The organism is Rathayibacter sp. AY1G1 (assembly GCF_002932095.1).
Taxonomy (GTDB): Bacteria; Actinomycetota; Actinomycetes; order Actinomycetales; family Microbacteriaceae; genus Rathayibacter.
This window is the reverse complement of the sequence record NZ_PSUZ01000015.1, coordinates 54140-78608: the sequence shown is the minus strand read 5'-3', so window position 1 is coordinate 78608 and position 24469 is coordinate 54140. Positions and strand designations below refer to the sequence as shown.

Here is a 24469-nt window from a genome sequence, read left to right as displayed (position 1 = left end):
TGCGGGGCTCAGCCCGCGCGGGGCGGGGCGCCCGGTCCGGCGCTGATCTGCAGGGTGATCTCCGCGCCCCGGGAGACGCGCGACCCGGCGGGCGGGTTCGTCTGCGCGACCTTCCCTGCCGGGCGGTCGGAGGGGACCGGAGAAGTGTCGACGCGGACCGTGAAGCCGACGGAGCGCAGGCGTGAGGCCGCCGCAGAGGGGCTCTGGCCGGTGACCTGGGGCACGGCCTCCTGCGGAGCGTCGACGAGCGAGCGGACCGGAGCCGGGAACGCCGTCCCGCCGTACTTGGCGTCGGCGACGCGCATGATGCGCGGCCAGATCTGGTGGCGCACCTGACCGGCGTTCACCCGGTTGAGACTGAATCCGCGCATGGAGGTGAAGCCGGTCACGTTGCCGACCCAGGTGGCGGTGGCGACCTCGGTGCTCGCGCCGACCATCCACGTGTGCAGCGCGTCGTCCGTGGTGCCGGTCTTGCCGATGTGCGGCACCCCGGTGCGGGGGTTGGAGGGGGCGCCGGTGCCGCCCGTCACCACCTGCTGCAGGGCGTAGCCGGCGGTCGCGGCCACCTCCTCGGACATCCCCTGGCTGCACTCGGAGGCGGGCGGCGCGACGTCGGCGCCCGTGCGGTCGACGATGCGGTCGATCGCGATGGGCGTGCAGACGGTGCCCTTGTTCGCGAAGCCGGCGAAGGCCGTGGCCATCGTGAGCGGAGCGATCTCGTTGGTGCCGAGGATGGTCGGCGCGAGCTTCTGCAGCTCGGTCCCGTCGGCACGGTGCACGCCCATCGCCAGCGCCGTGTTGCGGATGCCGCAGAGGTCCAGCTGCTGGGCCATGGCGGCGAACGAGGTGTTGATCGAGCCGGTCGTGGCCTGCAGGGCCGTGGTCACTCCTCCGTTGCCGCCCTCGTCGTTCCCGGGGTTCCAGGACTCGCCGTAGTAGACGCCGTCGGGCTCGCAGCTGTCACGGAAGGTCGTGTAGGCGCGGCGGGTGCCGTCGACGCTCTCGCCGAGCGAGTGCCCCTCCTGCAGCCACTCCGCGAGGGTGAACACCTTGTAGGTCGAGCCGACCTGGAATCCCGAGGAGCCGCCGTACCCGAAGTCGGTGTTGTAGTTGACGCTCGTGTAGTTGGGGCCCGTCAGGTCCGGATCGTTGGAGTAGTCCTTGTTCTGGGTCATCGCGAGGATGCGGCCGGTGCCGACCTCGACCGAGACGCTCGCGCTGCCGATGTTCACATTCGCCATCGACTTGGGCACCCAGTCGTCGGTGGCCGAGACGGCGGCCTGCTGCAGGTCGGAGTCGAGGGTCGTGTAGATCCGGTAGCCGCCGCGCTTGAAGGTGGCGTCGCGCTCGTCCTGGCTCGCACCGAACGCGTCGTCGTTCTTGATGACCCAGGTGACGTAGTCGCAGAAGAAGGCCGCGACTCCGGCCGTCTGGCAGCCGGTGCTCGGCTCGGTGATGTTCGGCGTCACGGGCTCGGCGACGGCCGCCTGCGCCTGCTCGGACGTCACCTTCGACTCGAGGTCCATGCGGGTGACGATGTAGTCGCGCCGGTCCCGGGTCTGCGGGTAGCCCTCCGCGGCGGGGTTCGCCGGGTCGCCGGGCCGGTCGAAGCGGAACTTCTCGGGGTTGTTCACGATCGCGACGAGCGCGGCGGACTGCGCGAGCGAGAGGTCCTTCGCGCTCACTCCGAAGTAGTAGCGGGCAGCCGCCTCGACGCCGTAGACGGTGCCGCCGAACAGGGCGATGTTGAGGTAGCCCAGCAGGATGTCGTTCTTCGGATACTCCTTCTCGAGCCCGATGGCGAGCCGCATCTCCGCGACCTTGCGCTCCGGAGTGGTCTCCGTGGCCTCGCGGTAGGCCGCGTCGCGCTCGATCGGATCGCTGAGCGCCTCCGCCTTCTGCACGAGCACGTTCTTGACGTACTGCTGCGTGATGGAGGAGCCGCCCTGGACGTCCCCGCCCATGGCCGTCGTCGCGGCCGCGCGGACGGTGCCGAGCAGATCGATGCCGCCGTGCTCGTAGAAGCGGGGGTCCTCGGAGGCGACCACGGCGTCCTTCACGAACGGCGAGATCTCGTCCCAGCCCACCTCGACGCGGTTCTGGGCGTAGAAGGAGGCGAGCAGCACGTCGCCGCCGGAGGAGTCCTTCGCGTACACGTCGCTCTTCTCGGCGAGCGTGCCGATCTCGAGGTACTCGGGGAGGTTGTCGAACATCTCCACCGTGTTGCCGGCGGCCATGCCGCTCAGCGCGATCGCCGGCGTCACCGAGGCGGCCACCAGGACTCCCGCGACGACGCTCATGGCGACGATGCCGATCAGACCGCCGACGGCGCCCCCGATGGTCTTCACGACTCTGGTCCCGCCCTGCCCCGACATAGAATCAGCGTAGTCGCCGCGCTCGGACGAGCCGCGGCGCTCATCCCGCCGACGCGCGGCGCTCAGCAGTCGTCCCGCACCGGCCGCACCCGAGGAGAGCCATGTCCGTCCCGCGCTGGGAGTACATCACCACCCCGCTGATGATCCACAACACCACGGCGATCCTGAACACCTGGGGATCCGAGGGCTGGGAGCTGGTCCAGATCGTGACCGGTCCCGAGGGCGGCCTCGTCGCGTACCTCAAGCGCCCCGTCGCCGAGGCCGGCGCGTGATCGCCGAGCGCCTCGCGGAGCTCGGCGTCGAGCTGCCCGCGGTCGCGGTCCCCGCCGGCGCCTACGTCCCCGCCGTCGTGCACGGCGGCCTCGTCTACACGGCCGGGCAGATCCCCTTCGTCGACGGCGCTCTGCCGCTGGTCGGCAAGGTCGGCGACGAGGTGTCGCCCGAGCAGGCGAAGGACCTGGCCCGCACCTGCGCCCTCAACGCGCTCGCGGCCGTCGCCGACGCGATCGGATCGCTCGACCGGGTGACGCGGATCGTGAAGCTCACCGGCTTCGTCGCGTCCGCCTCCGGCTTCACCGGGCAGCCCGGCGTGATCAACGGCGCCTCGGAGCTGCTCGGCGACGTGTTCGGCGAGCCCGGCCGTCACGCGCGCTCGGCCGTCGGGGTGGCGGAGCTGCCCCTCGGCGCTCCCGTCGAGGTCGAGCTGATCGTCGCCTTCGACTGACGCACCGCCCCCTCCGGCCCACGCGGTGGGAGGGGGCGTGCGGTGCCCGGTCAGTCCGCGGCGATCGCGGAGGAGATCACCGCCATCACCTGCGTGTCCGCGAGCGTCGTCGTGTCGCCCACGGCGCGTCCCTCCGCAACGTCGCGCAGCAGCCGGCGCATGATCTTCCCCGAGCGGGTCTTGGGCAGCTCCTGCACCACGAAGATCCGCTTCGGGCGGGCGATCGCGCCGATGTGCTCGGCGACGTGCGCCTTCAGGGTGGCCTCGAGCTCGTCGTGTCCGTGGGCCAGCGCCTCGGCCTGGCTCGCCTTCGCGATCACGAACGCGACCACGGCCTGGCCGGTGGTCTCGTCCGCGGCTCCCACGACGGCCGCCTCGGCGACGACCGGGTGGGAGACGAGGGCCGACTCGATCTCGGCGGTCGAGAGGCGGTGGCCGGAGACGTTCATCACGTCGTCCACGCGCCCCAGGAGCCAGAGGTCGCCGTCCTGGTCGCGACGCGCTCCGTCACCCGCGAAGTAGCGGTCGCCGAACTTCGACCAGTAGGTCTCGACGTAGCGCTCCGGGTCGCCCCAGATGCCGCGCAGCATCGCCGGCCAGGGCTCGGTGATCACGAGCAGTCCGCCCTCGTCGGCGCCGACCGGCGTCCCGGAGTCGTCGACCACGTCGATCGAGATGCCCGGCAGAGCGACCTGCGCGGACCCGGGCTTGAGCGTCGTGACGCCGGGCAGAGGGGACACCATCATCGCGCCGGTCTCGGTCTGCCACCACGTGTCGACGATGGGGGTGCGGCCGCCGCCGATGACGTCGCGGTACCAGACCCACGCCTCCGGGTTGATCGGCTCGCCGACCGATCCGAGCAGGCGCAGGCTCGAGAGGTCGAAGCGCTGCGGGATCTGCCGGCCGAGCTTCATGAAGGAGCGGATCGCCGTGGGCGCCGCGTAGAGGATCGTCACGCCGTGCTTCTCGACGATCTCCCACCAGCGGCCGGGATGCGGGCTGTCCGGAGTGCCCTCGTACATCACCTGGGTGGCGCCGTTGGCGAGCGGGCCGTAGACGACGTAGCTGTGCCCGGTGATCCAGCCCACGTCCGCGGTCGACCAGTAGACGTCCGACTCGGGGTGCAGGTCGAAGACCGCGCGGTGCGTGAAGGCGACCTGGGTGAGGTACCCGCCGCTGGTGTGCAGGATGCCCTTGGGCTTACCCGTGGTGCCACTGGTGTAGAGGATGAAGAGGGGCTGCTCGGCGGGGAACGGCTTGGCGACGTGGTCGGCGTCGACCGCCACGATCTCCTCGTGCCACCAGAGGTCGCGCCCCTCGTGCCAGGCGACCTCGTTGCCTCCGCGGCGCACGACCAGGACGTGCTGGACGCTGGACTCGCCGCCGAGGGCGAGCGCGGCGTCGACCGCCGGCTTCAGGGGCGAGACGGCGCCCTTGCGCCAGCCGCCGTCGGCGGTGATGACGAGTGTCGCCTCCGCGTCGTCGATGCGCGCGCGCAGGCTCTCGGCGCTGAAGCCGCCGAAGACGACGGAGTGGACCGCCCCCAGCCGGGCGACGGCCAGCATCGCGATGACCGCCTCCGGGATCATGGGCAGGTAGATCGCGACGCGGTCGCCGGCGCGGACGCCGAGGCTCGTGAGCAGGTTCGCGGCGCGCTTCACCTCGGCGGTGAGCTCGGCGTAGGTGATCGAGCGGGAGTCGCCGGGCTCGCCCTCCCAGTGCAGGGCGACGCGGTCGCCGTGGCCGGCCAGGACGTGGCGGTCGAGGCAGTTGTAGGCCACGTTCAGCTCACCGTCGTCGAACCACTTCGCGAACGGGGGCTCGCTCCAGTCGAGGGTGCGCGTGAACGGTCGGTGCCAGTGCAGGAGCTCTCGGCTCCGGTCGGCCCAGAAGGCGAGGCGGTCGGCCGCGGCCTCGTCGTAGAGCGCGGCGGTCGCGACCGCTCCGGCGGCGAGATCGGCCGGCGGCGGGAACCGGCGGGTCTCGTGGAGGAGGTTGTCGATGGCGTTCAGGTCGGCAGCCGGGGCGTCGGGGGGAGTGGACATCTGCGATTCGCTCCTTCGCGAGTGAGACGTTCGCCGGCCCGCGCGGTCGGCGTCGCACCACCGTAGCGCCCGCCTCCAGCGGGGATCGCCGAGCGCCGCAAGCTGGGTGCGGGGCGGGTGTCGGATAAGAGTCCGCAGAGAACAGGATCCGGGCTTGGCGAATCGCGATCCGTCCCCTACAGTTGCATACGGCCGAATGAACTTCGGCCCAGCGGCGCAAGTGATTCCCCCCAATCCAGCGCCGCCGAGGCGGCACCTGTTCCCCCCAATGGGTGCCGCCCCCTTCTTCCCGCCGGATCCGGCGGAGGGACGCCCCCGCTCGAGCCCTGCTCGCGGGGGCGTTTCCGCGTTGCCGGGACGTCTCCTCGTCGACTGGGCTTCTCTGCGCCGTGGGGCCCCTCCTCGGAGCGGCTCCCTGCCGAGAGCTCCGGGCCGCCCCTGCGCGCGCGTCCGGCCCGGGTCGTTCCTCCACAGGCGCCGACGCGGGCGTCTCTCCTCCGATCGGGCAGGGAGCGCCCCGGCGCGCGGAACGGGCTCCTAGCGTGCCGGGATGACCCGCGACTTCGTCCCCCTCGTCCCCGCCGAGCACCGCCGCGACCCGCTGCCGGTGCGGCCCGCCGCCGCCGGTCTCGGGCTGCTCGCGCCGCACGCCGCGGATCCCGCGGTGACCGACCTCTTCGTGAACGGCGGCGCGGGCCTCTGGATCGACCGGGGCGGTGGTGCGGAGCGGGTTCCGGAGTGGACGCTCGACGCCGCCGGAGCACGGCGGCTGGCCGTCGCGCTGGTCGCGGCCGGTGGACGGCACGTCGACGAGGCGAGCCCGTGCGTGGACGTCAGGCTCCGCCACGGGGTCCGCGTGCACGTCGTGCTGCCGCCGGTGGCGACCGGGGGAGCGCTCGTGTCGGTGCGGGTGCCGCGGTCGGACTCCTGGACGCTCGGGGAGCTGCAGGCGGCCGGGATGCTGGACGACGACGGAGTGCGGCTTCTGCGCCGGGCGGTCCGCGAGCGGTGGAACCTGCTGATCACGGGAGCGGGCGGATCGGGGAAGACCACCCTGCTCGGCGCCCTGCTCGGGTGCGCGGCGCCGACCGAGCGGATCGTCGCCATCGAGGACGTCGGCGAGCTGCGGCCGGCGCACCCGCACGTCGTCTCGCTCGAGGCGCGGCAGCCCAACCTCGAGGGCGCCGGTGCCGTGGGCCTGGACCGGCTCGTGCGGGAGGCGCTGCGGATGCGTCCGGACCGCCTGGTCCTCGGCGAGTGCCGCGGCGTCGAGCTGCGCGAGCTGCTGTCCGCGCTGAACACCGGGCACGACGGCGGTGCGGGGACCCTCCACGCGAACTCCCTCGAGGACGTGCCCGCGCGTCTCGAGGCGCTCGGGGTCCTCGCGGGGCTCGGGCCCGAGGCGATCGCCCGCCAGACGGTCAGCGCGATCGACCTGGTGCTCCACCTCGAGCGCCGCGACGGTCGGCGGCGGCTGGCGGCGTCAGGGACGTTCGCGCTCGACGCGGCCGGACGCCTGAGGGTCGAGGACGGCTCGCTCCCGAGCGCCTCGAGGTCGGGCGCGTGACGGGCCGCGACGGTCTGGACGAGGTCGCGGCCGTCGTGCACCGACTGGCCGTCCTCCTCGCGGCGGGAGTGGCTCCCGCGTCGGCTCTCGGGCATCTCGCGGGGGCGGAGGGGGCGGACGGCGGGGACGCGCGGCGGCGGCGACTGCTCCGGGCGGTGTCGGAGGAGGCCGGCCGCGGGGGCGACGTGACGGAGGCGCTGCTGCGCGGGACGCCGGTTTCGCGGCGGAGCGGCTCGGAGCGGAAGCGGCCGCGACGGCGAGCGCCGGACACCGGTGAGGCGACCGCGTGGGCGGCGCTGGCCGCCGCGTGGCGGGTGGCCGCCGACTCCGGCGCGCCGGTCGCCGCCGCTCTCGGCGAGCTGGCGGAGTCCCTGCGCGAGCTGGCGCGCGCCCGCCGGGACATAGAGGTGGCTCTGGCCGGTCCCTCCGCCACCGGGAGGGTCGTGAGCGCGCTGCCGCTGGCGGCGCTGGGTCTGGGGGCACTGCTGGGCTTCGACGTGGTCGGCGTGCTCCTCGGGACGGTGCCCGGTGCGGTCTGCCTGGTCGGGGGAGCCGGGTTGATGGCGGCCGCGCACGCGTGGACGCGGCGCCTCGTCCGAAGCGCGGCCCCGGCCGATCCGGCGCCCGGGCTCGCGCTCGACCTCCTCTCGGTGGCGCTGGCCGGCGGCGGCTCGATCGAGTCGTCGCGCGCCCGGGTCGTCGCGGCGCTCGCCGAGTGCGGGCTCGACTCGGGCGAGCGCGTGCTCTCCGACGCGGACCCGGTGCTCGCCCTCTCCGCGGCGGCGGGCGTGCCGGCCGGACGTCTGCTCCGGAGCGAGGCGGCTCTGGTCCGGGCGCGGGCGTCCTCGGGGGCGCGGGAGCGAGCCGCTCGGCTCGGCGTGACCCTGATGCTGCCGCTCGGGATCTGCGTGCTGCCGGCGTTCCTGCTGCTCGGAGTGGCTCCGGTGATCGTCTCGGTGCTGCTCTCGACCTTCTCGGTGGCGGCGTGACGCGGTCGACCGCTCCTCCACAGGGGCGGGATCGGGAAGCGCCTCCACGGATCGGCCGGAGGGCCGATCGGCGGGATCGGGAGTCCGCGATCCTCGGAGGAGGGGCATGGAGCGGGGCGGAACGGAGCAGGACACATGAGAAGTGACACGGCGATCAGCGGCGGGGGAGTCTCCCGGAGTCGAGGACTCGGTAGGAGCAGGGATGCGGGAAGTCGTGTGCCGGGAACGAGCCGGGGCTCGAGGAGCGGCGGAGGTGCGGCGTCCGGCGGAGGAACGGGCATCGACGTCTCCGCGGGGCGCGTCGAGTGGCGCCGACCCGGATGGGGAGGGCTCGGCGCTCTGGGCGACGAGGAGGGATCGGCGACGGCGGAGTACGCGATCGCGACGATGGCCGCAGTCGGTTTCGCCGGGCTGCTGGTGGTCATCCTCAAGGGCGACGAGGTGCGGAGCATCCTGACCGACCTGGTGACCCGCGCGCTCACCGCGGCGGGATGAGAGGCCTTCCGCTGCTGCGCGGGCGGCTCGTCCAGGAGGAGGGCTCGGCCACTGCCGAGCTCGCGCTCGTGCTCCCGGCGGTGGTCGCGGTGCTGGCGCTGTGCCTGGGGTCGGTAGCGGCCTCGGCGCAGTACGTCCGGCTCGTCGACGCGGCCGCCGACGCGGCCCGGTCCGCGGCCCGGGGCGACGACCCCCGCGCGCCGCTCGCCCGGGTGACGGGGGCGTCGCTCACGGCGGGGGAGCAGGACGGACTGGTCTGCGTCGACGTCGCGGCCCGGCTGCGCCCGCTCCCGGCGGTCTCGCTCCCGGTCTCGGTCCGGTCCTGCGCGCTGGGCGGGGGCGGATGATCCGCCGGCTCCCCGGGGCTGTCCGCGACCGGGAGGAGGGATCGGCCGCGGTCGTGGCGATCGGAGTCGTCGCGGGCACGATCCTGGTGACGGCCGCCGTCCTCGCCGGCTGCGCAGGAGTCGTCGGGCACCAGCGAGCGGTCGCCGCCGCGGACGCCTCGTCCCTGGCAGCGGCCGACGTCGCCTCCGGCCTGCTGGCCGGGGATCCGTGCGGACGTGCCGCCGCCGTAGCCCGCGCGAACGGCGCCGAGCTCGTCCTCTGCGACGTCGACGGCGGCGTCGCGAGAACGGAGGCGGCCGTCACCGCGGGTCCGCTCTCCCTCACGGCGCGGTCGAGGGCCGGCCCGCCGCCCTGAGGGCGACGCCGCGGGAGCGCGTCAGTCGGAGGAGAGTCGCTGGTACCGGTACGCGGCGGCGGTCGGCAGGGCGCCGGCGCCCTCGTCGTGCTCGAGGCCGCCGGCGAGGAGGTAGATGTAGCGGGAGCCCGCCCTCGCCCCGGGGATCTCGAGGCGTGCGGCGGGGGCCTGATCGTCGCCGTATCCCCGGCGGAGGGTCTTGCCCTCCAGCGGTCCGTCGAGGAGCTTGGCCGTGTAGGCGGAGGTCGTGGTGGTGTGCGTCGTTGCCATGCCTCATCATGCGCCGATCGGCGCCGCGCGTCACCCCCGTCGACGGCAGGCCGGGCAGGCGGCTCCGAGGCCGTGTCCAGCGTCCTCCCGAGGTCCCCGTGTCCTCGGGAGGGGGCAGCACGTCCGGGGTCAGTGTGTATGGTGTGCCTGTCGGGCGCCCCCGCCGATGGGGACGCGTCGCCGTTCCCCGCACCACGTCGCCGCGCACCGTCTCCCCGCAGCAGGGGACGTCGGACCACTGGTCGTCCGACCCGACAGCACCAATCGAGGAGAACTGTGTCCGGCACGAAGAAGCTGGTGATCGTCGAGTCGCCGGCGAAAGCCAAGACCATCGCCCAGTACCTGGGCGACGGCTACGAGGTGCTCGCCTCCGTCGGGCACATCCGCGATCTCATCGAGCCGAAGAACCTCCCCCCGGAGCTGAAGAAGGGCCCGCTGGGCAAGTTCTCCGTCGACGTCGACAACGGCTTCGAGCCCTACTACGTCGTGTCCGACCAGAAGAAGAAGACGGTCGCCGACCTCAAGCGCGCGCTGAAGAACGCCGACGAGCTCTACCTCGCCACTGATGAGGACCGCGAGGGCGAGGCCATCGCGTGGCACCTCCTCGAGGAGCTCAAGCCCAAGGTCCCCGTGCACCGCATGGTCTTCCACGAGATCACGAAGGACGCGATCCAGAAGGCGCGCGACAACACCCGGGACATCGACACCTCCCTGGTCGACGCCCAGGAGACCCGCCGCATCCTCGACCGCCTCTACGGCTACGAGATCTCGCCCGTGCTGTGGCGCAAGGTCGGCCCCGGGCTCTCGGCCGGCCGGGTGCAGTCGGCCGCGACCCGCCTGGTGGTCGACCGCGAGCGGGAGCGCCTGGCGTTCGTGTCGGCGAGCTACTGGGACCTCGCCACCGTGCTGGCGCCCGAGTCGGACGCCGCGGCGGGCTTCGACGCCCGACTGGCTCGGCTCGACGGCAAGCGGATCGGAAGCGGCCGCGACTTCGACGACCGCGGTCAGCTGAAGGGCGACGTCACCGTCCTCGACGAGTCCACCGCCGGTGCCCTCGCCGAGGCCCTGCGTGACCCCGCCACCACGGTCCGGGTCTCGAACCTCGAGTCCAAGCCGTACTCGCGCCGCCCCGCCGCCCCGTTCACCACGTCCACGCTCCAGCAGGAGGCGGCGCGCAAGCTCCGCTTCTCGGCGCGCCAGACGATGAGCGTCGCGCAGTCGCTCTACGAGAACGGCTTCATCACGTACATGAGGACCGACTCGCCCGGGCTCTCGCAGCAGGCGCTGAACGCCGCACGCACCCAGGCCGCGTCCCTCTACGGAGCCGAGACCGTCCCGGACAAGCCCCGGCTGTACTCCGGCAAGAACAAGAACGCGCAGGAGGCGCACGAGGCCATCCGGCCCGCGGGCGAGACCTTCCGCACCCCGGATCAGCTCTCGGGCACCCTCCGCGGCAACGACCTCCGCCTCTACGAGCTCATCTGGAAGCGCACCGTCGCCTCGCAGATGGCCGACGCCAAGGGCTCGACCGCCACCGTGACGCTGCTCGCCGAGCCGGCCGGCGACGTCGCGAAGACCGCCGAGTTCACCGCCTCCGGAACCGTCATCACCTTCCGCGGATTCCTCCTCGCCTACGAGGAGGGGCGCGACGAGGAGCGTCACGGCGCCCGCGACGAGAAGGACGCCAAGCTGCCGGTGCTCGAGGTCGGCCAGAGCCTGGTCGTCGCCGAGGTCGAGGCCAAGGGCCACGAGACCTCGCCGCCCCCGCGCTACACGGAGGCGAGCCTGGTCAAGGCGCTCGAGGAGCTCGGCATCGGCCGGCCCTCCACCTACGCGTCGATCATCTCCACCATCGTCGACCGCGGCTACGTCACTCCGCGCGGCACCGCCCTCGTGCCCAACTGGATCGCCTTCTCGGTGGTCCGGCTGCTCGAGGACTTCTTCTCCGACCTGGTGGAGTACGACTTCACCGCCGAGATGGAGGGCGACCTCGACCGCATCGCCGGCGGCGAGGAGGACCGCGTCGCCTGGCTCAACCGCTTCTACTTCGGCGGAGGCACGCACCCCGGGCTCCGACACGTCGTGGACAACCTCGGCGAGATCGATGCGAAGAGCATCAACTCCGTCCGGATCACCGACGACATCACCCTGCGCATCGGCAAGTACGGCCCCTACCTCGAGGTGGCCCAGGAGGAGGGGCAGGAGACGCCGCGTCGCGTCAACCTGCCGCTCGAGCTGGCTCCCGACGAGCTCACGCCCGCCAAGGCGCAGGAGCTCGTCGACGCCCCGGTGCAGACCGACCGCGTGCTGGGAAGCAACCCCGACTCGGGCAAGACCGTCGTCGTCAAGGACGGGCGCTTCGGCCCCTACGTGACCGAGGTCGATCCGGAGCCGGAGACCACGGCGGATCCCGCCACCGGGGAGGTCGTCGAGCCCGCGCCCGCGAAGCGCGGCGCGAAGAAGCCCGCTGTCGTGAAGCCGCGCACCTCCTCCCTCTTCAAGTCGATGGACGTCGCGTCGATCGACCTGGCGACGGCGCTGCGCCTGCTCGACCTGCCGCGCACGGTCGGCGACGACCCCGAGAGCGGCGAGCCGATCACGGCTCAGAACGGCCGGTACGGCCCGTACATCAAGAAGGGCACCGACAGCCGGTCGCTCACCAGCGAGGACCAGATCTTCGAGGTCGACCTGCCGACGGCGCTCGAGATCTTCGCCCAGCCGAAGTACGGGGCGCGACGCGCGTCGAGCGCGCTGAAGGAGTTCGAGGCGGACCCCGTCAGCGGCAAGCCGATCCGGATCCGCGACGGACGCTTCGGCGCCTACGTGACCGACGGCGAGACCAACGTCACGATCTCCAAGGGCCTCACGATCGAGGAGATCGACTTCGAGCAGGCGGTCCAGATGCTCGCCGACAAGCGCGCGAAGGGCCCGGCCAAGAAGGCTCCGGCCAAGCGCGCGCCTGCCAGGAAGCCCGCGGCCAAGACCACGGCGGCCAAGACCACGGCGGCCAAGACGACGGCGGCCAAGACGACGGCGGCCAAGACGACCGCGGCCAAGACGACCGCGGCGAAGACGACGGCGGCCGCCAAGAAGACGACCGCAGCGAAGAAGCCCGCCACGCCCCGCGCCACCGCCGCGAGCCGCGCGGCCGCGGCGGCCGCCGCCGAGACGTCGGACGCGACCGAGTCGTGACCGGGCTGTTCGTCACCCTCGAGGGCGGGGACGGCGCTGGCAAGACCACGCAGGCCCGGCTGCTCGAGGAGTGGCTGGGCACGCGGGGCGAGACCGTCGTCCGCACCCGCGAGCCCGGGGGCACCGAGGTGGGCCTGCAGATCCGCGAGATCGTTCTGCACCACCGCGGCGAGATCGATCCGCGGGCCGAGGCCCTGCTCTACGCGGCGGACCGCGCCCAGCACATCGGGACGCTCGTGCGACCGGCGCTCGAGCGCGGCGAGGTCGTCGTGCAGGACCGCTACATCGACTCCTCCGTCGCCTACCAGGGAGCCGGGCGGGTCCTCGACGCCGTCGAGGTCCGGCGGCTCTCGGAGTGGGCCACCCACGACCTGAGGCCAGACCTCACCGTCCTGCTCGACCTCGACCCCGCCGTCGCGCGGGGCCGGCTCGACGCGGCCCGCACCCGCTTCGACCGGCTGGAGGCCGAGAAGGCGGAGTTCCACGGGCGCGTGCGCGAGGCGTTCCTGGCGATCGCCGAGACGGACGCCGAGCGCTTCCTCGTCCTGGACGCCGCTCTCCCCGTCGAGGAGATCGCGGCCGCGGTGCGGGAGCGGGTCGCCGTCCTCCTCGACGGCGCGTCGGCTGTCGGTGCTCGCGGTTAGCCTGGTGGCATGACCGTCTGGAGCCAGCTCGTCGGGCAGGAGCACGCCATCGGCGCCCTGCAGGACGCCTCGACGCCCCGGGACGACCGTGGCCGGGAGTCGTCGTCGATGACGCACTCCTGGCTCATCACCGGCCCTCCCGGGTCCGGCCGCTCGAACCTCGCCTACGCGTTCGCCTCCGCACTGCTCTGCCGCCACGGCGGCTGCGGGGAGTGCCCCGACTGCCGCCAGGTCGCCGCCCGCTCCCATCCCGACCTCGCCGTGCTGACGACCGAGCGCGTGATCATCTCGATCGACGAGGTGCGGCGGCTGGTCAGCAGCTCGCAGTACTCGCCCTCGGTGTCGCGCTACCGCGTCATGGTCATCGAGGACGCCGACCGGATGAGCGAGCGCACGTCCAACGTGCTGCTGAAGGCGCTCGAGGAGCCGCCGGAGCGCACGGTCTGGATCCTGTGCGCCCCGAGCGAGGCCGATCTGCTCCCCACCATCCGCTCCCGCGTCCGCTCCGTGCGGCTCCGCGTGCCGAGCGTCGAGGACGTCGCCGGTCTCCTCGAGCGCCGCGACGGGGTCGACCCCGAGACCGCCGAGCGCGCCGCCCGCCAGGCTCAGAGCCACATCGGGATGGCGCACCGCCTGGCGACCGACGCGAACGCGCGCGAGCGCCGCGAGGAGACGCTCCGCATCGCCCTGCGCCTCCGCGGCGTCTCGGACGCGGTCCTCGGCGCTGCGCGGATGATCGAGGTCGCGACCGAGGACGCCAAGGCGATCACCCTCGAGCGCGACGAGGCCGAGCGGCAGCAGGCGCTGCGCTCGCTCGGCGTCGAGCCCGGGGGCACCGTGCCCGCGCAGCTCCGCTCGCAGCTGCGGGCGCTCGAGGAGGATCAGAAGCGACGCGCGACGCGGAGCCTCCGCGACGGTCTCGACCGGATCCTCGTCGACCTGCTCTCCCTCTACCGCGACGTGGTGCGCCTCCAGCTCGGAGCGCCCGGCGGCGTCATCAACGAGGAGGTCCGGACCGAGATGACCGCGCTCGCCGACGCGACTCCGCCCGACCGCACGCTCGCCGTCCTCGACGCGATCGCGACAGCCCGGCAGCGGATCGACGCGAACGTCTCCCCGGTCCTCGCTCTCGAGGCGCTGCTCGTCGTCGCGGCGCGCCGTCCGGTGGCCGCGTGAGGCGGGGGCGCCGGACGGCCGTCGTCCTCGCGCTCGTCGCGGCCGCGTCCCTCCTGACCGGCTGCTTCGCGCCCGGCCCGAGCGTCGACCGGACCTCCACCCCCTATCCGCAGACCGTCGACGACTCCCTGGAGCGCTACTACTCGCAGGTGCTGGTCTGGGACGACTGCGGCGACGGCGCTCTCTGCACCGACGCGACCGTCCCGCTCGACTGGGACGACCCCTCGGGGGAGATCGCGTCGATCGCTCTGGTGCGCCGACCCGCGACGAAGGGCCCGGCGATCGGGTCCCTGCTCGTGAATCCGGGCGGACCGGGAGCGTCGGGCGTCGACTTCGTCCGCGACAGCGCCGACTACGCGGTCGACTCCGCGCTCGCCGCCCGGTACGACGTCGTCGGCTTCGATCCACGCGGGGTGGGCGCCTCCACCGCGGTCTCCTGCCTCGACGCCGCGGGGCTCGACTCCTACCTCTACGACATCACGCCGGGGGAGCGGGGCAGCGACGAGTGGATCCAGGCGCAGCGCACGACCGCTGCCGCGTTCGCCGCCGCCTGCCAGGAGCGTAGCGGGCCGCTGCTGCCCGAGGTCGGCACCCCGAGCGCCGCCCGTGATCTCGACGTGCTGCGCGCGGCGCTCGGCGACGAGACGCTGCACTACCTCGGCTACTCCTACGGCACGTTCCTCGGAGCGACCTACGCCGGGCTGTTCCCGGACCGGGTCGGCCGCCTCGTCCTCGACGGCGCGATCGACCCGGCGGCCACCTCGTTCGACGTGGTGCGCGAGCAGGCGAAGGGGTTCGAGAGCGCACTGCGCGCCTACCTCTCCGACTGCCTCCGCTCGGACGACTGCCCGTTCACCGGCACCGTCGACGCGGGGATGGCCCAGCTGAAGCGCATGCTCGAGGACGTGGACGCCTCGCCGATCCGGGCCGCCGACGGCCGTGAGCTCGGCGCGAGCACGCTGTTCACCGCGATCGTCTACCCGCTCTACGACGCCACGGCGTGGGGAGCGCTGAGCGAGATGCTGGCCGACGTCCGCCGGGGCGACCCCGCGGTCGCGTTCCAGTACGCGGACGCCTACAACGGGCGCGACGCGGACGGCCGGTACGCGGACAACACCACCGAGGCGTTCCTCGCGATCAACTGCGTCGACTACTCCTACGACGCCGACACCGCCTCGATGCGCGCCGACGAGGCCGCTCTCGAGCAGGCCGCGCCGACGATCGGCCGCTACATGGCCTACGGCGACATCCTCTGCAGCGAGTGGCCGGCGGCGTTCGAGGGCTCCCGCGAGCCGATCACCGCGGAGGGCTCGGCGCCCATCCTGGTCGTGGGCACCACGAACGATCCCGCGACGCCCTACGTATGGGCGCAGGCGCTCGCGGGCGAGCTCTCCGCCGGTCACCTGGTCACCTACGACGGCGAGGGCCACACGGCCTACAACAAGTCGACGTCCTGCGTGAACGACGCGGTCGACGCGTACCTGCTCGAGGGGACCGTCCCGGAGGTGGATCCGCAGTGCTGACCGAGCAGGAGCGGTCCCGCGAGCAGCAGCCCGGGCTCCGCGAGCGCAAGCGCCTGGCCACGCGGCGGGCGATCGAGATCGCCGTCCTCCGCCTGGCGAGCGAGCGCGGGCCGGAGCGGGTGACCATCGACGACGTCTCGCGCGCCGCCGACGTCTCCACGCGCACCTTCTTCAACTACTTCGCCTCGAAGGAGGACGCGCTGGTCGGCGGGCTCCCGGTCATCGCCGACGAGACGGCGGCGGCGTTCGTCGCGGGCCGGGGCGCCGTGCTCGAGGACCTGCAGCGGGTCTTCGTCGCCGCGATGGAGGAGCCGCTCGAGGAGGATCGGGAGCTGCACGTCCTACGCCGCGCGCTCTTCCGCGAGCACCCGCATCTGGTCGGTCTGAAGATCGCGGGCATGCGCGAGTTCGAGCTCGCGGTCGAGGGGCTCGTCGCCGAGCGTCTCGGCCAGGAGGACGACGACGCGGAGCGGGTGCGCAGCCGGGCGCGGATGCTGACGCTCCTCGGGCTCGCCGCCGTCCGCCACGCCTGGGCGGCCTGGGTCGATCACGACGGCCGGGAGGCCCTGCCCGGACGCATCGCCCGCTCCTTCGAGGAGCTCCGCGGCGCGCTCGCCTGAGCCGAGCGCGGCGGTCGCCGCCGCCGTCGCGGAGCCTCTGCTCGACCGCGCCGTCCTGATTCACGCCCGGGGGCGCGAGCAGGCTATGCTGTGTAATCGTGTCCGGGGCTCAGGCCCCGCGTGCACGCCGCCTTAGCTCAGTCGGCAGAGCGTCTCACTCGTAATGAGAAGGTCGTGGGTTCGATTCCCACAGGCGGCTCCCTCTCCCGTCATCCGCGACGTCCCGGCCGGATCCGCGAGTTCCCGGCCTCATCCGCGGCGTCCAGGTCGCGTCGAACTCGCGTCGCTACCCTGTTGCGGATGACCGACACGCCTCCTCCCCGCCGTCGCCGCACTCTCGTGGTCGCCGCGGTGCTCGTGGCCGCCGTGCTCGGTGGCGGCGCCTTCGGCGTGGGGACGGCCCTCGGCAGCGCCGCGGAGCCCGGGGCGCTGCCCGTCGCCTCGACCCCGACCGCCACCGCGACTCCCGCACCGACGCCGACGGCCACGGCGCGGCCCACCGCCGAAGCGGCGGCCGAGGCGCTCCGCACCTGCTCGGTGGCGGGGCTCGCCGCCGACCCGCGCCTGGGCTCGATGCAGGCGCGTGTGGTCGACGCCGCGACGGGCGAGGTCCTGTTCGACCGCGGGGGCGGGACCGCGTCCCGCACCGCCTCCGCCCTCAAGATCCTCACGGCCGCGTCGGCGCTCGCGGTCCTCGGCCCGGACACGCGCATCGCCACCACCGTGGTCCGCGGGAGCGAGCCCGGAAGCGTCGTCCTCGTCGGCGGGGGAGACCTCACCTTGACCCGGCTCCCGACCGGCCGGGAGTCGACCTACGCCGGAGCGGCCCACCTCGACGATCTCGCGGCGCAGGTCGAGAGCGCCTGGGAGGCCGACCCCTCCACCGCCGGGACGCCGATCACGTCGCTGGTGCTCGACTCCTCCCTCTACTCGGGCGAGACCTGGCAGCCGAGCTGGAACCGCAAGGAGCAGGTCGACGGCTACATGCCCGAGATCACGGCGCTCCAGGTGGACGGCGATCGCGAGGACCCCACGGCCTCGACCTCCGAGCGCGGCACGGATCCGGTCGGCCGGGCCGGAGAGGCGTTCGCCGACGAGCTGGACGGCTCGCCCGTGGTCTCCACCGGGACCGCTCCCGCGGGCGCCGCGGTTCTCGGCTCGGTCGAGTCGGCCCCGGTCGGCACGCTCGTGCAGCAGATGCTGCTCGTCTCCGACAATGCGATCGCCGAGATGCTCGCGCGGCTCGTCGCGATCCGCACCGGCGCGGGCAGCGACTTCGCTGCCGAGCAGGCCGGTGTGCTGCAGGGGCTCGCCGGTTACGGTGTCGACACGTCCGGGATCGCGATCGTCGACGGCTCCGGCCTGAGCGACGACAACGCGGTCGCGCCGGCGTACTTCACCGAGCTGCTCCGGAAGGTGCAGGCCCGCGAGGGGCAGCTGGGGATCCTCCTGGACGGCCTGCCGGTGTCGGGCCGGACGGGCTCGCTCTCCTACTCCGACCGCTTCGCCGGCGACAACGCCGCGGCCGACGGCGCGGTGCGGGCGAAGACGGGCTGGATCGACACCGGCTACACCCTGGCCGGCGTGGTCACCGCGGCGGACGGCACCGAGCTGACCTTCGCGGTCTACGCTCTCGGCGACGTCTCCGACTCGGCGAAGACCGCGATCGACACTCTCGTGACGGGCGTCTACCGCTGCGGATCCTCGCTCTCCGACTCCTGACCCGGGCGGGTCGACCTCCCGCTCCTCCTCGCCACCTCCTCCCGGAAGGCCCACGATGACCACCGCACTCCTGATCGTCGACGTGCAGAACGACTTCACCGAGGGCGGCGCGCTCGCCGTCACAGGCGGCGCGGCCGTCGCCCGGGGAATCACCGAGCATCTGGCGGCGCACGCCGACCGCTACTCCGCGGTGCTGGCCTCCCGCGACTGGCACGAGGGCGATTCCGACAACGGCGGCCACTTCGCGGTGGAGCCGGACTTCGTCGACAGTTGGCCCGTCCACTGCGTCGCCGGCACGGACGGCGCGCGGTTCCACCCGGCCCTGGACACCGCTCTGATCGACGTGCAGATCCTCAAGGGGCAGGGCCGCCCCTCCTACTCGGCCTTCGAGGGCACGACGGAGGCGGGCGAGGAGCTCGGCGCCGTGCTCGCGGAGCGGGGCGTCACTGCGCTCGACGTCGTGGGACTCGCGACCGACCACTGCGTGCGCGCCTCGGCGCTCGACGCGCGACGGGCGGGGCTCGAGGTCCGCGTGCTCCAGGACCTGGTCGCAGGCGTCTCCGAGGAGGCGAGTGCCGCGGCGCTGCGCGAGCTGACGGAGGCGGGAGTCCGCGTCGAGCGGTCCGTCTGAGGGCTCGTCCCTCCACAGGGCTCACGGAGGCGCAGGTCCTCGCGGCTCCCGGCGACCCCGCCCCCGGAGCGATCGCCCGTCCTACACTGGGAGGACGAGAAGCTCCTCCCGGCGCGGTCTGCGCGCTCCGATCCGAAGAAGTGGTTCCCTCCTGTGACTGATTCCGTCGCGTCCCGCGCCGCCGAGACCGCTCTGCTCGCCCGCATCCCCACGCAGCTGCTGATCGGCGGTGAGTGGGTGGACGCCTCCGGCGGCGGCTCGATCGACGTCGAGGACCCGGCCACCGGAGCGGTCCTGGTCTCGATCGCCGACGCGACTCCGGAGGACGGGGTCCGGGCGCTCGACGCCGCCGTCGCCGCCGGTCCGTCGTGGGCCGCGACGGCGCCGCGGAAGCGGGGCGAGATCCTCCGGCGGGCGTTCGACCTCCTGCAGGAGCGCACCGAGGAGTTCGCGCTCCTGATGGCGCTCGAGATGGGCAAGCCGGTCGTGGAGGCGAGGGGCGAGGTCGTGTACGGCGGCGAGTTCCTCCGCTGGTTCAGCGAGGAGGCGGTGCGCATCAGCGGACGCTACGGTGTCTCGCCCGAGGGCAGCGGCCGGATGATCGTCTCGCAGCACCCGGTGGGCCCCTGCTACCTGATCACCCCCTGGAACTTCCCGCTCGCGATGGCGACGCGGAAGATCGCTCCGGCGCTGGCGGCGGGCTGCACCGTCGTCGTGAAGCCGGCCGAGCTCACTCCGCTCACCACGCTCGCCTTCGCGGCGCTGCTCGCCGAGGCGGGGCTCCCCGACGGCGTACTCAACGTGGTCACCACGTCCTCGGCGGGAGCCGTGTCGGCTCCGATCCTGTCGGATCCCCGCCTGCGGAAGGTGTCCTTCACCGGCTCCACTCCCGTCGGGCGCACGCTGCTGCAGCAGGCGTCCGAGAACGTGCTGCGGACCTCGATGGAGCTGGGCGGCAACGCGCCCTTCGTCGTGTTCGAGGACGCCGACCTCGACCGGGCGGTCGAGGGCGCGATGCTCGCGAAGTTCCGCAACATCGGCCAGGCCTGCACGGCCGCCAACCGCTTCTTCGTGCACGAGTCGATCGCCGAGGAGTTCGCCGCGCGGATCGTGGAGCGCGTGCGCGCTCTGCGCGTCGGCCGCGGCACCGAGGACGGGGTGACCATCGGCCCGCTGATCGACGAGCGCGCGGTCGAGAAGGCGTCCGCGCTGGTGGAGGACGCCGTCTCCCGCGGCGCGCGCCTGCTCACCGGCGGCGATCGGATCGAGGGGGCCGGCCACTTCTACCGGCCGACCGTGCTCGCGGGGGTCGACCGGGAGAGCGAGATCCTGCGCACGGAGATCTTCGGCCCGGTGCTCGCGATCGTGCCGTTCACCGACGAGGACGACGCCGTCGAGCTCGCCAACGACACCGAGTACGGACTGGTGTCCTACGTCTTCACGCGCGACCTCGCCCGCGGTCAGCGGATGATCGAGCGGCTCGCCACCGGGATGATGGGCCTCAACGTCGGCGTGGTGTCGAACGCGGCGGCGCCCTTCGGCGGGGTGAAGCAGTCGGGCCTCGGCCGCGAGGGCGGACTCGAGGGGATCCACGAGTACCTCAGCACCAAGTACACGCTCACCCCCGACCCCTTCGCCTGATCCGGTGGAGCGGATCGAGGTCACCGCGCTCGACGACCCGAGGCTGCGCGACTACGCCCACGCCACGGACGTCGCGCTGAAGAACGCCCGCGGCCCGCACGGCCTGTACATCGCGGAGTCGGCGCTCGTGCTCGAGCGTGCGCTCGCCGCCGGGCACCGGCCGCGCTCGGTGCTCGCCCTCGGCGGATCGGCAGGCGAGGCCGAGCGCCTGGTCGGCTGCTTCGACGTCCCCGTCTTCACGGGCCCGGGTGAGCTCCTGGCCGAGCTCACCGGGTACACCCTGCACCGCGGCCTGATCGCGGCGATGGACCGGCCCGTGCTGCCCGACCCGTCCGACCTGCTCGCGGGAGCGCGCCGCGTCGTCGTGCTCGAGGACGTGGTCGACCCGACGAACGTCGGCGCGATCTTCCGCTCCGTCGGGGCCATCGGAGCCGATGCCGTGCTGGTGACGCCGCGCTGCTCCGATCCGTACTACCGCCGCGCCATCCGCGTGAGCATGGGAACGGTCCTCCAGGTGCCCTGGACACGCGTCGGCGACTGGCCGTCGACGCAGCGGCTCCTGCACGGAGCGGGCTTCACGATCGCGGCGATGGCTCTGACCCCGGAGGCGGTGCCCCTGCGGGACTTCGCCGCCCGCGCTCCGGAGCGCGTCGCCCTCGTGCTCGGCACCGAGGGGCAGGGTCTCACCGCCGACGCGCTCGCCGCCGCCGATGTCGCCGTCCAGATCCCGATGCGGCACGGGATCGACTCGCTCAACGTCGCTGCGGCGTCGGCGGTCGCGATGTGGGCGCTCGCCGAGCCCTCCTGACAGGCGCGCCTGTGCCCCGTTGGGGGTGCCACTGGGGCGTGAGAGCGCGCCCAGCGCTCGCCGGAAGCATCGACTGCGCTACCGTGGCCGCACTCCTGCCCGCAGCCGTCACGAACGAGGTCGTCCATGCTCCTGCGCACGACGCTCCGCCCGCCCGTCGCGCTGCTCGTCGGAGTCGCGTTCGCACTGAGCCTCACCGCCTGCTCCGGTCCCGCCGCGGAGGTGCCGGACGGGTCCGTGCGCGACTCGGGCTCCGTCGCGACCGCCGCCCCGGCGCCCACCGGCACAGCCGATCCCGAGAGCGGCGCGCGCATGACCCGCCTGATCAGCGACTGCCTCGCCCGCTACGGCCTGAGCGACCGGCCGCCGCTCGCGAGCCCGCTTGCGGAGGAGGAGGTCCGCCTGGCGGCGCAGCGCGCCCGTGACGCCTACGACGCCACCCTGACCGACTGCTCGGCGCAGGCGCTCGCGTCCGGAGAGCCGAGCAGTGATCCGACGGGGGAGCCCGGCAGCGAGCCGACCGACGAGCCCGACGCCGACTCCACCCCCGCTCCGGCGGGCTGACCGTGCGACTCGAGGGGACGTCCGCGCTGATCGCGGGGGGAGCATCCGGACTGGGAGCCGCGACGGCGACGGCGCTCGACGCCGCAGGAGCGCACGTGGTCGTGCTCGACCTGCCGCACGCGGTGGAGGCCGCGCGTCTGCCCGCCTCCGTGCAGCTGATCGCCGGGGACGTCCTCGATCCGGACGCCGTCTCGCGCGCCGTGGCGGCGGCGGGGGAGCTGCGCGTCGCCGTGAGCTGTGCGGGCGTGGCCACACCCGGGCGGCTGCTCGGACGCGACGGGCCGCTGCCGCTCGAGCAGTTCGACCGGGTGCTGCGGATCAACACGACCGGGACGCTCAACGTGCTGCGCCTCGCCGCGGCGTCGATCGCCGAGCGGGAGCCGATCGATGGGGAGCGGGGAGTCCTGGTCACGACCGCCTCCGTCGCCGCCTTCGAGGGGCAGATCGGACAGGCGGCCTACGCCGCGTCGAAGGGAGCCGTGGCGGCGATGACCCTGCCGCTCGCGCGCGAGCTCGCGGCCCGGCTCGTGCGCGTGGTGTCGATCGCACCGGGCACGTTCGACACGCCCCTGCTCGCCGGGCTGCCGGACAAGGCCCGCGAGGCGCTCGGCTCGGCGACGCCGCATCCGGCCCGCCTCGGACGCCCCGAGGAGTTCGCGGCCCTGGTGCGGCACATCGTCGAGAACCCCATGATCAACGGCGAGACCTTCCGGCTCGACGGGGCCCTGCGGCTGCCGCCGCGCTGAGGGACGAGCGGGCGCAGGCTGCTGGTCGAGACGTGCGGGCGTCTCGAGACGCCGCTGCGCGGCTGGTCGACCGGCATGAGGCGGCGGCGGTCGCGAGACGCCGCTGCGGCGCCCGTCAGACGAGCAGCTGGTGCTTGGCGAGGTCCCGGTAGAGCGGCGTCGACTCGACGAGCTCGGAGTGGGTGCCGACTCCCACGACCTCGCCCTTCTGCAGCACGACGATGCGGTCGGAGTCGACCACCGTCGACAGGCGGTGCGCGATCACCAGCAGGGTCCGGTTCTCGGCGACCGCGTCGATCGCCAGGCGCAGGCGCTGCTCGTTGAGTCCGTCGAGGCTCGACGTGGACTCGTCCAGCAGCAGGATCGGCGGGGCCGCCAGGAGCGCGCGGCCGATCGCGAGGCGCTGACGCTCACCGCCCGAGAGCATCACTCCGCTCTCGCCCACCGGCGCGTGCAGGCCGAGCGGGTTGCGCTCGAGCACGTCGGTCAGGTTCACCGCCTCGAGCACCCGGAGGCAGTCGGCGTCGTCGGCGTCGGGGCGGCCGAGGACGAGGTTCTCGCGGATGGTGCCGGCCAGGACCGGGGCGTCCTGCTCGACGTAGCCGATCTGCGCGCGGAGCGCGTCGCGGTCGATGGCCGTGATGTCGACACCGCCGAGTCGGACGACGCCGGCCTCCGGGTCGTAGAACCGCTCGATGAGGGCGAGGATCGTGCTCTTGCCCGCTCCCGACGGCCCGACCAGGGCGGTGCGCTTGCCGCGCGGCACGGTGAAGGAGACGCCGCGCAGGACGGTGCGGTCGCGCTCGTCCGCCACGGCCGCCGCGTCAGGCACGGCGCCCTCCTCGTAGGAGAACACCACGTCCTCGAAGGAGATGGCCTCCTCCGCCACGCCGGCGCCGAGGCCGCCCGCGGAGGCGTCGCCGTCGCCCTCGATCGGCAGGTCGATGATCTCCTGGATGCGGCCGAGGGCGCCCAGCGCCGAGTTCACCGAGGTGATGGCGCCGATGAAGTTGCCGAGCGGCATCACCATCATGAAGAGGAAGAGGATGAACGAGACCAGCTGGGCGATGTCGATCGCGCCGGACGCGACGCGGTAGCCGCCGACGCCGAGGACGGCGAGGAAGGCGACCTGCATGGCGATCCCCGCCACCGGCACCACGAGGGCCGAGACGTGCGCGACGCGGATCCCGAGGCGGTACGCCTCCGTCGCGTGCTGGTCGACGACCGCGATCTCGCGATCGGTGGCTCCGGCGGCACGGATCGTCCGGACGGCGCTGATGGCGCGCTCGACGGCCGCGGCTAGATCGCCGACCTTCTCCTGCGCCTTGCGGCTGGCGGTGCGGATGCCGCGGCCGAGGGTCAGCGCGAGCCCGAGGGCCACCGCCACCACCGCCACGATGATCAGCAGCAGCACCCAGTCGATGACGGCCATCGCGATGATCGCGCCGACGAAGACGAGGGAGCCCGCGATCGAGTCGACGAGCCCCTGGGTCAGCACCGCGCGCAGGAGCGTGGAGTCGGAGCCGACGCGCGAGACGAGGTCGCCGGTGCGGCGCGCGTCGAACTCCCGGATGGGGAGGCGCAGCAGCCGTGCGACGAGGCGGCGGCGGCTCGAGAGCACGATTCCCTCGCCGGTGCGCTGGAGCAGGTAGTGCGCGAAGCCCGAGATGAGCCCGGAGGCCACGACCAGGCCGACGAGGGCCCACACCAGCGGGCCGAGATCGAGACCGGACTGGACCCGGGTGATGACCTGGCCGACGAGCAGGGGCTGGCCGAGGCTCGCCGCCGCTCCGAACAGGCTGAGGACCACGACGACCGAGAGGATGCCGCGGTGCTCGAGCAGGTAGGGCACGAGCTGCGAGAAGGAGGCGCGGGGTCCGTCGTCGCGGGAGGGTCGTCGTCCGCCGCGCCGGGAGGTGGTGGTGCTCATCGCGGTCCATTCTGCCCCGTCGTCGCTGCGAGCAGGCCGCCAGAGGGCGGGCCCGGTGCTCAGGGAGGCAGCGGAGACGCGGACGGCCCGCCGGGGGATCCCGT

The 24469-nt window shown here is 73.5% G+C and carries 22 protein-coding genes and 1 tRNA gene; 19 read left to right on the top strand and 4 right to left on the bottom strand.

What is annotated here, in order from left to right; all coding sequences use genetic code 11:
* Positions 1 to 8 precede the first annotated feature (8 nt).
* Positions 9 to 2375, bottom strand: a complete 2367-nt coding sequence (locus C5C36_RS10190; protein ID WP_104309689.1) for a transglycosylase domain-containing protein — start codon at positions 2373 to 2375, stop codon at positions 9 to 11.
* A 101-nt stretch (positions 2376 to 2476) separates the two neighbouring features.
* Here C5C36_RS10190 and C5C36_RS17615 point away from each other — a divergent pair, with 101 nt between their 5' ends.
* Together C5C36_RS17615 and C5C36_RS10185 are read left to right on the top strand one after the other, a co-directional pair.
* Entirely contained in the window at positions 2477 to 2647 is a 171-nt protein-coding gene (locus tag C5C36_RS17615; RefSeq protein WP_164861113.1) for a hypothetical protein, read from the top strand.
* Positions 2644 to 3099: a RidA family protein gene (locus tag C5C36_RS10185; protein WP_219813481.1), complete on the top strand. Its 456-nt coding sequence runs from the start codon at positions 2644 to 2646 to the stop codon at positions 3097 to 3099. Before C5C36_RS17615 ends, C5C36_RS10185 begins: the two co-directional genes overlap by 4 nt.
* Positions 3100 to 3149: 50 nt before the next feature.
* On the opposite strand, the gene acs is transcribed toward C5C36_RS10185, so the two are convergent.
* A complete protein-coding gene (acs, locus tag C5C36_RS10180) occupies positions 3150 to 5144 on the bottom strand; it encodes an acetate--CoA ligase (RefSeq protein WP_104309688.1) in 1995 nt (664 codons plus the stop codon).
* Between the two features lie 550 nt (positions 5145 to 5694).
* Here acs and C5C36_RS10175 point away from each other — a divergent pair.
* The 5 genes from C5C36_RS10175 (at position 5695) to C5C36_RS10155 (ending at position 8898) form a co-directional block, all read left to right on the top strand.
* On the top strand, positions 5695 to 6711 hold the full coding sequence (locus tag C5C36_RS10175; RefSeq protein ID WP_104267508.1) for a TadA family conjugal transfer-associated ATPase: 1017 nt from the start codon (positions 5695 to 5697) through the stop codon (positions 6709 to 6711).
* Positions 6708 to 7700, top strand: coding sequence for a type II secretion system F family protein (locus tag C5C36_RS10170; RefSeq protein ID WP_104309687.1), 993 nt, complete (start codon positions 6708 to 6710; stop codon positions 7698 to 7700). Before C5C36_RS10175 ends, C5C36_RS10170 begins: the two co-directional genes overlap by 4 nt.
* A gap of 216 nt (positions 7701 to 7916) precedes the next feature.
* Complete coding sequence (locus tag C5C36_RS10165) at positions 7917 to 8195, top strand: DUF4244 domain-containing protein (RefSeq protein WP_244229600.1); 279 nt, start codon at positions 7917 to 7919, stop codon at positions 8193 to 8195.
* Positions 8192 to 8542, top strand: coding sequence for a TadE family type IV pilus minor pilin (locus C5C36_RS10160; protein ID WP_104222193.1), 351 nt, complete (start codon positions 8192 to 8194; stop codon positions 8540 to 8542). The genes C5C36_RS10165 and C5C36_RS10160 overlap by 4 nt, the downstream gene beginning before the upstream one ends.
* The gene (locus tag C5C36_RS10155; protein ID WP_104272867.1) at positions 8539 to 8898 is read left to right on the top strand and encodes an Rv3654c family TadE-like protein; all 360 of its coding nucleotides are present in this window, start codon (positions 8539 to 8541) and stop codon (positions 8896 to 8898) included. The genes C5C36_RS10160 and C5C36_RS10155 overlap by 4 nt, the downstream gene beginning before the upstream one ends.
* 21 nt (positions 8899 to 8919) lie before the next feature.
* On the opposite strand, the gene C5C36_RS10150 is transcribed toward C5C36_RS10155, so the two are convergent.
* The gene (locus C5C36_RS10150; RefSeq protein WP_104222197.1) at positions 8920 to 9168 is read right to left on the bottom strand and encodes a hypothetical protein; all 249 of its coding nucleotides are present in this window, start codon (positions 9166 to 9168) and stop codon (positions 8920 to 8922) included.
* Positions 9169 to 9444: 276 nt separating this feature from the next.
* On the opposite strand from C5C36_RS10150, the gene topA reads away from it, so the two are divergent.
* The 12 genes from topA (at position 9445) to C5C36_RS10090 (ending at position 22435) form a co-directional block, all read left to right on the top strand.
* Positions 9445 to 12360, top strand: coding sequence for a type I DNA topoisomerase (topA, locus tag C5C36_RS10145; protein ID WP_104309686.1), 2916 nt, complete (start codon positions 9445 to 9447; stop codon positions 12358 to 12360).
* Positions 12357 to 13004, top strand: a complete 648-nt coding sequence (gene tmk / locus C5C36_RS10140) for a dTMP kinase (protein WP_104237717.1) — start codon at positions 12357 to 12359, stop codon at positions 13002 to 13004. Before topA ends, tmk begins: the two co-directional genes overlap by 4 nt.
* A gap of 9 nt (positions 13005 to 13013) precedes the next feature.
* Positions 13014 to 14180: a DNA polymerase III subunit delta' gene (locus C5C36_RS10135; protein WP_104222203.1), complete on the top strand. Its 1167-nt coding sequence runs from the start codon at positions 13014 to 13016 to the stop codon at positions 14178 to 14180.
* Positions 14177 to 15703, top strand: a complete 1527-nt coding sequence (locus C5C36_RS10130; protein ID WP_104309685.1) for an alpha/beta hydrolase — start codon at positions 14177 to 14179, stop codon at positions 15701 to 15703. Before C5C36_RS10135 ends, C5C36_RS10130 begins: the two co-directional genes overlap by 4 nt.
* A complete protein-coding gene (locus tag C5C36_RS17610) occupies positions 15697 to 16323 on the top strand; it encodes a TetR/AcrR family transcriptional regulator (protein ID WP_181027157.1) in 627 nt (208 codons plus the stop codon). Before C5C36_RS10130 ends, C5C36_RS17610 begins: the two co-directional genes overlap by 7 nt.
* Before the next feature lie 126 nt (positions 16324 to 16449).
* Positions 16450 to 16522 (top strand) — tRNA-Thr (locus C5C36_RS10120).
* 101 nt (positions 16523 to 16623) lie between these two features.
* On the top strand, positions 16624 to 18045 hold the full coding sequence (dacB, locus tag C5C36_RS10115) for a D-alanyl-D-alanine carboxypeptidase/D-alanyl-D-alanine-endopeptidase (RefSeq protein ID WP_104309684.1): 1422 nt from the start codon (positions 16624 to 16626) through the stop codon (positions 18043 to 18045).
* 55 nt (positions 18046 to 18100) lie between these two features.
* The gene (locus C5C36_RS10110; protein ID WP_104262888.1) at positions 18101 to 18676 is read left to right on the top strand and encodes an isochorismatase family protein; all 576 of its coding nucleotides are present in this window, start codon (positions 18101 to 18103) and stop codon (positions 18674 to 18676) included.
* Between the two features lie 153 nt (positions 18677 to 18829).
* Positions 18830 to 20317 carry an NAD-dependent succinate-semialdehyde dehydrogenase gene (locus C5C36_RS10105; RefSeq protein ID WP_104309683.1) on the top strand — a complete coding sequence of 496 codons (1488 nt, stop codon included), beginning with the start codon at positions 18830 to 18832 and terminating at the stop codon, positions 20315 to 20317.
* Positions 20318 to 20321: 4 nt separating this feature from the next.
* Complete coding sequence (locus C5C36_RS10100; RefSeq protein ID WP_104260348.1) at positions 20322 to 21125, top strand: RNA methyltransferase; 804 nt, start codon at positions 20322 to 20324, stop codon at positions 21123 to 21125.
* Between the two features lie 126 nt (positions 21126 to 21251).
* The gene (locus C5C36_RS10095) at positions 21252 to 21689 is read left to right on the top strand and encodes a hypothetical protein (RefSeq protein WP_104272861.1); all 438 of its coding nucleotides are present in this window, start codon (positions 21252 to 21254) and stop codon (positions 21687 to 21689) included.
* A 2-nt stretch (positions 21690 to 21691) separates the two neighbouring features.
* Complete coding sequence (locus tag C5C36_RS10090; protein WP_104309682.1) at positions 21692 to 22435, top strand: SDR family NAD(P)-dependent oxidoreductase; 744 nt, start codon at positions 21692 to 21694, stop codon at positions 22433 to 22435.
* Between the two features lie 115 nt (positions 22436 to 22550).
* On the opposite strand, the gene C5C36_RS10085 is transcribed toward C5C36_RS10090, so the two are convergent.
* On the bottom strand, positions 22551 to 24365 hold the full coding sequence (locus C5C36_RS10085; protein ID WP_104233721.1) for an ABC transporter ATP-binding protein: 1815 nt from the start codon (positions 24363 to 24365) through the stop codon (positions 22551 to 22553).
* Between the last annotated feature and the right edge of the window lie 104 nt (positions 24366 to 24469).

Excerpts from the sequence above, each read along its gene's own strand:
- acs (WP_104309688.1), bottom strand. The coding sequence starts at position 5,144 with ATGTCCACTCCCCCCGACGCCCCGGCTGCCGACCTGAACGCCATCGAC.
- C5C36_RS10190 (WP_104309689.1), bottom strand. The coding sequence starts at position 2,375 with ATGTCGGGGCAGGGCGGGACCAGAGTCGTGAAGACCATCGGGGGCGCC.
- C5C36_RS17615 (WP_164861113.1), top strand. The coding sequence starts at position 2,477 with ATGTCCGTCCCGCGCTGGGAGTACATCACCACCCCGCTGATGATCCAC.
- C5C36_RS10175 (WP_104267508.1), top strand. The coding sequence starts at position 5,695 with ATGACCCGCGACTTCGTCCCCCTCGTCCCCGCCGAGCACCGCCGCGAC.
- C5C36_RS10160 (WP_104222193.1), top strand. The coding sequence starts at position 8,192 with ATGAGAGGCCTTCCGCTGCTGCGCGGGCGGCTCGTCCAGGAGGAGGGC.
- C5C36_RS10155 (WP_104272867.1), top strand. The coding sequence starts at position 8,539 with ATGATCCGCCGGCTCCCCGGGGCTGTCCGCGACCGGGAGGAGGGATCG.
- C5C36_RS10135 (WP_104222203.1), top strand. The coding sequence starts at position 13,014 with ATGACCGTCTGGAGCCAGCTCGTCGGGCAGGAGCACGCCATCGGCGCC.
- C5C36_RS10150 (WP_104222197.1), bottom strand. The coding sequence starts at position 9,168 with ATGGCAACGACGCACACCACCACGACCTCCGCCTACACGGCCAAGCTC.
- C5C36_RS10110 (WP_104262888.1), top strand. The coding sequence starts at position 18,101 with ATGACCACCGCACTCCTGATCGTCGACGTGCAGAACGACTTCACCGAG.
- C5C36_RS10095 (WP_104272861.1), top strand. The coding sequence starts at position 21,252 with ATGCTCCTGCGCACGACGCTCCGCCCGCCCGTCGCGCTGCTCGTCGGA.
- C5C36_RS10085 (WP_104233721.1), bottom strand. The coding sequence starts at position 24,365 with ATGAGCACCACCACCTCCCGGCGCGGCGGACGACGACCCTCCCGCGAC.
- dacB (WP_104309684.1), top strand. The coding sequence starts at position 16,624 with ATGACCGACACGCCTCCTCCCCGCCGTCGCCGCACTCTCGTGGTCGCC.